Annotated in this window: 5 protein-coding genes and 1 pseudogene; 3 read left to right on the forward strand and 3 right to left on the reverse strand. The window is 65.3% G+C overall.

The window, feature by feature from the left end; all coding sequences use genetic code 11:
* From B3D39_RS19480 to B3D39_RS19490, 3 genes and pseudogenes are all read right to left on the reverse strand, one after another.
* Positions 1-516: pseudogene (locus tag B3D39_RS19480) on the reverse strand (choline ABC transporter permease subunit); the annotation flags it as partial.
* 18 nt (positions 517-534) lie between these two features.
* The gene (locus B3D39_RS19485) at positions 535-1,176 is read right to left on the reverse strand and encodes a hypothetical protein (protein WP_274961699.1); all 642 of its coding nucleotides are present in this window, start codon (positions 1,174-1,176) and stop codon (positions 535-537) included.
* Between the two features lie 35 nt (positions 1,177-1,211).
* Positions 1,212-2,156: a choline ABC transporter substrate-binding protein gene (locus tag B3D39_RS19490; protein ID WP_274961700.1), complete on the reverse strand. Its 945-nt coding sequence runs from the start codon at positions 2,154-2,156 to the stop codon at positions 1,212-1,214.
* Positions 2,157-2,272: 116 nt separating this feature from the next.
* On the opposite strand from B3D39_RS19490, the gene betI reads away from it, so the two are divergent.
* The 3 genes from betI to B3D39_RS19505 form a co-directional block, all read left to right on the forward strand.
* The gene (betI, locus tag B3D39_RS19495; RefSeq protein ID WP_274961701.1) at positions 2,273-2,854 is read left to right on the forward strand and encodes a choline-binding transcriptional repressor BetI; all 582 of its coding nucleotides are present in this window, start codon (positions 2,273-2,275) and stop codon (positions 2,852-2,854) included.
* Positions 2,851-4,302, forward strand: coding sequence for a betaine-aldehyde dehydrogenase (gene betB / locus B3D39_RS19500; protein WP_286789989.1), 1,452 nt, complete (start codon positions 2,851-2,853; stop codon positions 4,300-4,302). The genes betI and betB overlap by 4 nt, the downstream gene beginning before the upstream one ends.
* A gap of 103 nt (positions 4,303-4,405) precedes the next feature.
* Positions 4,406-5,236 (forward strand): GMC family oxidoreductase N-terminal domain-containing protein (locus B3D39_RS19505; RefSeq protein ID WP_286789990.1); only part of this gene is annotated, 831 nt, incomplete at its 3' end.

Consider the following 5,236-nt stretch of genomic DNA (forward strand, 5'->3'; position numbering starts at 1 on the left):
GTCGATGGCGAGCTCGTCGCGTTGGTAAATGCCGGCGATCAGGCCCGGCACCATGCCGATGCCGAAGAAGACGATGGCCGGGATCAGGTAGACGAAGGCCGGCAGCGTCTGCATCAGGTCCAAGACCGGCTGCAGCACCGAATACAGGCGCGGACGGTGGGCGGCGGCGATGCCGATCGGTACGCCGATGCCCATGCAGACCACGCAGGCGGCGATCACGAGGGTGAGGCTCTCGGTGGTTTCCTCCCAGTAGTCCTGATTGAGGATGAACAGGAAGCCCACGATCACCAGGAGCGAAATCTTCCAGCTGCGTTGCAGCAGGTAGGCGATCACCGCGAAGGCGAGGATCACGAGAAGGGGCGGGGGGCCTTGCAGCACCCAGAGCGTTGCGTCGATCAGCGCTTTCAACGCGACGGAGAGCGCGTCGAAGAGCGGTGCGGCGTGGTCCTGCAGCCAGTCGATCACGATCTTGGCCGTCTTGCCCACGGGGATTTTGGTATCGGTCAACCAGTTCATAGCTGTCCTTGCGGTTTGTTATTTCTGGCGCGTCTCGATGCGGTCGAAGGCGACTTGCGATTGCGCCTTGCCGGTTTCGGGGTCGAGCTTGGTGACGCGCAGGACCAGCCCGGCCTTGGGGGAAAATTCCTTGAGGAAGGCGGTGCGCAGCTTGCCCATCGCGATCCGTTCGACGACCTGCCAGACATCGTAGCGGCACGCGCCGATCTGCACCGAGCCGGTGCCGCGATAGGCGTAGGAGATGGTGCCGCGATCCTTGGTCTCGCCGTCGACTTTCAGGCTCACCGGGGTGCGCCAGTTGCCCAGTTGCGGCAGTTGGTCGAGGCGCGCGGGGTCGTCGTCATAGATGAGCGCGAAGCTGCGCCCGTCCATTTCCTGCAGGCTCACCGCCAGCGGATGGTCGTAGCGCTCGCGCTTGGGCGGCCGGCCGAGTTCGGGATCGTCGACCCGGTAGGAGGTCAGCGTGCCGTTCTCGTAGCGATAGGCCTGCGCCATTTTCGGGGTGTTGCGGGTGAGCGTGACGCCCGCCGCGTGCAGGGCCCCGGCGTCCGGGCAATCGGCGGCGCGCGCCGGGGTGAGGGGCGCTGCGATCATCCCCGCGAAGAGAAGGGCCGCGCCGGTGAGGGCGCGGACCGAGGGGAAGCGGGGGCGGAGGGGCATGCCCTGTCGCCCGCGCGAATATTTCGCCCGAAGGCTCACGAGTTCAGCGCTTTCTCGACCGCTGCCTGCGCGTCGCCGCCATCCTTCGTGGTCACACCGTCGAGCCATGCTTTCCAAGCGTCGGGGTTGGCCTTGAGCCAAGCCTTCGCGGCGTCCTTGGGATCATCGCCCTCGTCGAGGATCTTGCCCATGATCTCGTTTTCCATCCCGAGGGTGAACTTCAGGTTGGAGACGAACTTGCCCGGGTTCGGGCATTCGTCGACATAGCCCGCACGGACATTGGTCATGACCGTCGCACCACCGTAATCGGGGCCGAAGAAGTCATCGCCGCCCGACAGGTAGGTGATGTCGAAGTTGGAGTTCATCGGGTGGGGCTCCCACGCGAGGAAGATGATCGGCTTGTCGGCTTTGTCCGCGCGCGCGACCTGCGCGAGCATGCCCTGCTCGGAGCTTTCCTTCAGGTCGAAGTCCTTCAGGCCGAAGGCGTCCTTGTCGATCATGTCGAGGATCAGCGCGTTGCCGTCATTGCCCGGCTCGATGCCGTAGATCTGGTTGTCCAGCTCGTCGGCGTGCTTGGCGATGTCGGAGAAGTCCTTGATGCCGGCCTTGGCACCGGCGGCGTTGGTCGCGAGCGTGTATTTCGCGCCGGTCAGGTTGGTGCCGAGCGTCTCGACCGTGCCGTCCTTGGTGTAGGGATCCACGTTGGCGGCCATCGAGGGCATCCAGTTGCCGAGGAACACGTCGACATCGCCTTTCGACAGCGCCTCGTAGGTCACCGGAACCGAGAGCACCTTGGTGTCGGTCTCGTAGCCGAGCGCTTCGAGGATCGTGGTCGCGACCGCGGTGGTCGAGGTGATGTCGGTCCAGCCGACATCGGAGAAGGTCACTTTCGAGCAATCGGCGGCCTGTGCGGGCGCGGTGCCTGCCAGCCCGAGCGAGAGCGCAGCCCCCATTGCGAGGAGCGTGGAACGAAGTTTCATGCTTTTTTCTCCCTGTGCAGCGTTAAGAAAAACCGCGGGATGCGGTTGTTGATTGACGAGTCAATAAACATGTTCTAGCTCGACATGCAAGCAAGCCACCCGGAAGGAGGCCGAACATGCCGAAGCTTGGAGCAGAGCCTATACGGCGCGCTGCCTTGGTCAAAGCGACTATTGAGACAGTGGGCGAGGCGGGATCGCTCGACGTGACGGTCGCGCAGATCGCCCGGCGCGCAGGTATGTCCTCGGCGCTGGCGCACCATTATTTCGGGTCGAAAGACCGGATTTTCCTCGCCGCGATGCGCTCGATCCTGTCGATCTACGGCGCGGAAGTGCGCGGTGCGATGGCGATGGCACAGACCCCGCACGAGCGTGTTCGCGCAGTTGTGATGGGCTCTTTCGCGGCGGGCTCGTTCCGGCACGAGGCGATTGCCGCGTGGCTGAACTTCTACGTGCTCGCGCAGTCGAGCGCCGATGCGCGGCGCCTGCTGCATATCTATCAGCGCCGTCTGCGCTCGAATCTCGTGCACGGGCTGCGCCCGCTGGTCGGCGACCGGGCGGGCTCCGTGGCCGAGGGTTTGGGCGCGCTGATCGACGGCGTCTACATCCGCGCGGCGCTGGTCGCGGGCGATCCCGACCGGGAGGCCGCCTGCAATCTGGTGCTGGCGCATCTGGAAAAAGAATTGGAGGTCCACCAATGAGGGCACAGCCGAAAGCGAGCCATTTCGTCAATGGCGACTGGATGGAAGATACCGATGGCGACGAGCTGATCGTCACCTATCCCGGCACCGGCGAGGTGATCGCCAAGCTGCATGCCGCGACGCCTGCGGTGATCGACGCCGCGATTTCCGGGGCAGTTGAGGCGCAGAAGGACTGGGCCGCACTGCGCCCGGTCGAGCGCGGTCGCATCCTGACCCGTGCCGTCGCGATCATCCGCGAGCGCGCCGAGGAGCTGGCGCTGCTGGAAACCCTCGACACCGGCAAGCCGATTCAGGAAACCCGCGAGGCCGACTGGCCCTCGGGCGCCGAGGCGCTGGAATATTTCGCAGGTCTCGCGCCGACGCTGACCGGCGAGACGATGCCGCTGGGCGGCGATTTCGCCTATACGATCCGCGAGCCGCTGGGCGTCTGCGCAGGAATCGGCGCGTGGAACTATCCCAGCCAGATCGCCTGCTGGAAATCCGCGCCCGCGCTGTCGACCGGCAACGCGATGGTGTTCAAACCCTCCGAGATGACGCCGCTGGGCGCGCTGAAGCTCGCCGAGATCTTCATCGAAGCCGGGATGCCCGCGGGTATCTTCAACGTGGTGCAGGGCTTCGGCCCGGTGGGGGCGGCGCTGTCCACCGATCCGCGCATCGCGAAAGTCTCGCTGACGGGTTCGGTGCCGACGGGTGCGAAGGTCTATCAGGCGGCTTCGGCGGGCATGAAGCACGTCACTATGGAACTGGGCGGCAAATCCCCGATGATCGTGTTCGACGACGCCGATATCGAAAGCGCGATCGGGGCGGCGATGCTGGGGAATTTCTATTCCTCGGGGCAGATCTGTTCCAACGGGACGCGGGTCTTCGTGCAGAAGGGCATCAAGGAAAAATTCCTCGCCCGTCTGAAAGAGCGCACGGAGACCATCGTCGCGGGCGATCCGCTGGATGAGGAAACGCAGTTCGGTCCGCTGATCTCGAAGGCGCAGTTCGACAAGGTGATGTCGTATGTCGAAAGCGCGAAATCCGAGGGCGCGCGGCTGGTCTGCGGCGGCTCTGCGGGCAACGAGGGGCCGCTCTTCGTGCAGCCCACGGTCTTCGCCGATGTCACCGACGACATGACCATTGCGCGGGAAGAAATCTTCGGCCCCGTCATGTCGGTGCTGGATTTCGAGACCGAGGAAGAGGCGATCGCGCGGGCCAACGACACGCAGTTCGGCCTCGCCGCGGGTGTGTTTACCGGCGATCTGGCGCGCGGCCACCGCGTCGTCAGCCAGCTGCAGGCGGGCACGACATGGATCAACGCCTATAACCTGACGCCGGTGGAGATGCCCTTCGGCGCGGTCAAGCAATCGGGCTTCGGGCGCGAGAATTCGCGCGCGGCGGTGGAGCATTATACGCAGCTCAAATCCGTCTATGTCGGCATGGGGCCGGTCGAGAGCCCTTACTGAGTTCGAATTTGGGGAGGCTGGGGGCGCTGCCCGTCGCCGGTTGGTCCTCGGACCGATGGCGCACCAACCGGCGCCCCCGGGATATTTCCGCCAAGGGGAAGATATGAGTGTTTCGGCAGAATTTGTGATCGTAGGCGCGGGCTCGGGTGGCTCGGCGCTGGCGTATCGGCTCGTGGAAGCGGGCCGCGACGTCGTGGTGATCGAGCATGGCGGCTCGGATGCGGGGCCGTTCATCCAGATGCCCGGCGCGCTGAGCTATCCGATGAATATGGGGATCTACGACTGGGGCTTTCAGTCGGAACCTGAAGAGCATCTGGGCGGTCGGCGTCTGGCGACCCCGCGCGGCAAGGTGCTGGGCGGCTCGTCGAGCATCAACGGCATGGTCTATGTCCGGGGCCACGCGCGCGATTTCGACCATTGGGAGGAAAGCGGCGCGACCGGCTGGGGCTATGCCGACGTGCTGCCCTATTACAAGCGGATGGAGCATTGGCATGGCGGCGAAGAGACCGAGTGGCGCGGCCGTTCGGGGCCGCTGCATGTGACGCGCGGGCCGCGCGCCAACCCGCTGTTCGACGCTTTCGTCGCGGCGGGCAAGGCGGCGGGCTACCCGGTGACCGAGGATTACAACGGCCAGCAGCAGGAAGGCTTCGGGCCGATGGAGGCCACGATCTACAAGGGGCGGCGCTGGTCGGCGGCCAATGCCTATCTGCGCCCGGCGCTCAAGACCGGCAAGCTGCGGATCGTCCGCGGTCTGGCGCGGCGCGTGGTCTTCGATGGCAAGAAGGCCGTCGGCGTCGAGATCAAGCGCAAGGGCCAGATCGAGGTGGTCCGGGCGAGCTCGGAAGTCGTGCTGGCGGCCAGCTCTATCAACACGCCGAAGCTGTTGATGCTGTCGGGCGTGGGTCCGGCCGCGCATCTGCGCGAACATGGTGTC

The sequence above is a fragment of the Thioclava sp. UBA3469 genome, from assembly GCF_002378135.1.
Lineage (GTDB): Bacteria > Pseudomonadota > Alphaproteobacteria > Rhodobacterales > Rhodobacteraceae > Thioclava > Thioclava sediminum.

Bases quoted from the DNA above. Each gene is read 5' to 3' on its own strand.
- B3D39_RS19485 (WP_274961699.1), bottom strand. From the start codon at position 1,176: ATGCCCCTCCGCCCCCGCTTCCCCTCGGTCCGCGCCCTCACCGGCGCG.
- B3D39_RS19490 (WP_274961700.1), bottom strand. From the start codon at position 2,156: ATGAAACTTCGTTCCACGCTCCTCGCAATGGGGGCTGCGCTCTCGCTC.
- betI (WP_274961701.1), top strand. From the start codon at position 2,273: ATGCCGAAGCTTGGAGCAGAGCCTATACGGCGCGCTGCCTTGGTCAAA.
- betB (WP_286789989.1), top strand. From the start codon at position 2,851: ATGAGGGCACAGCCGAAAGCGAGCCATTTCGTCAATGGCGACTGGATG.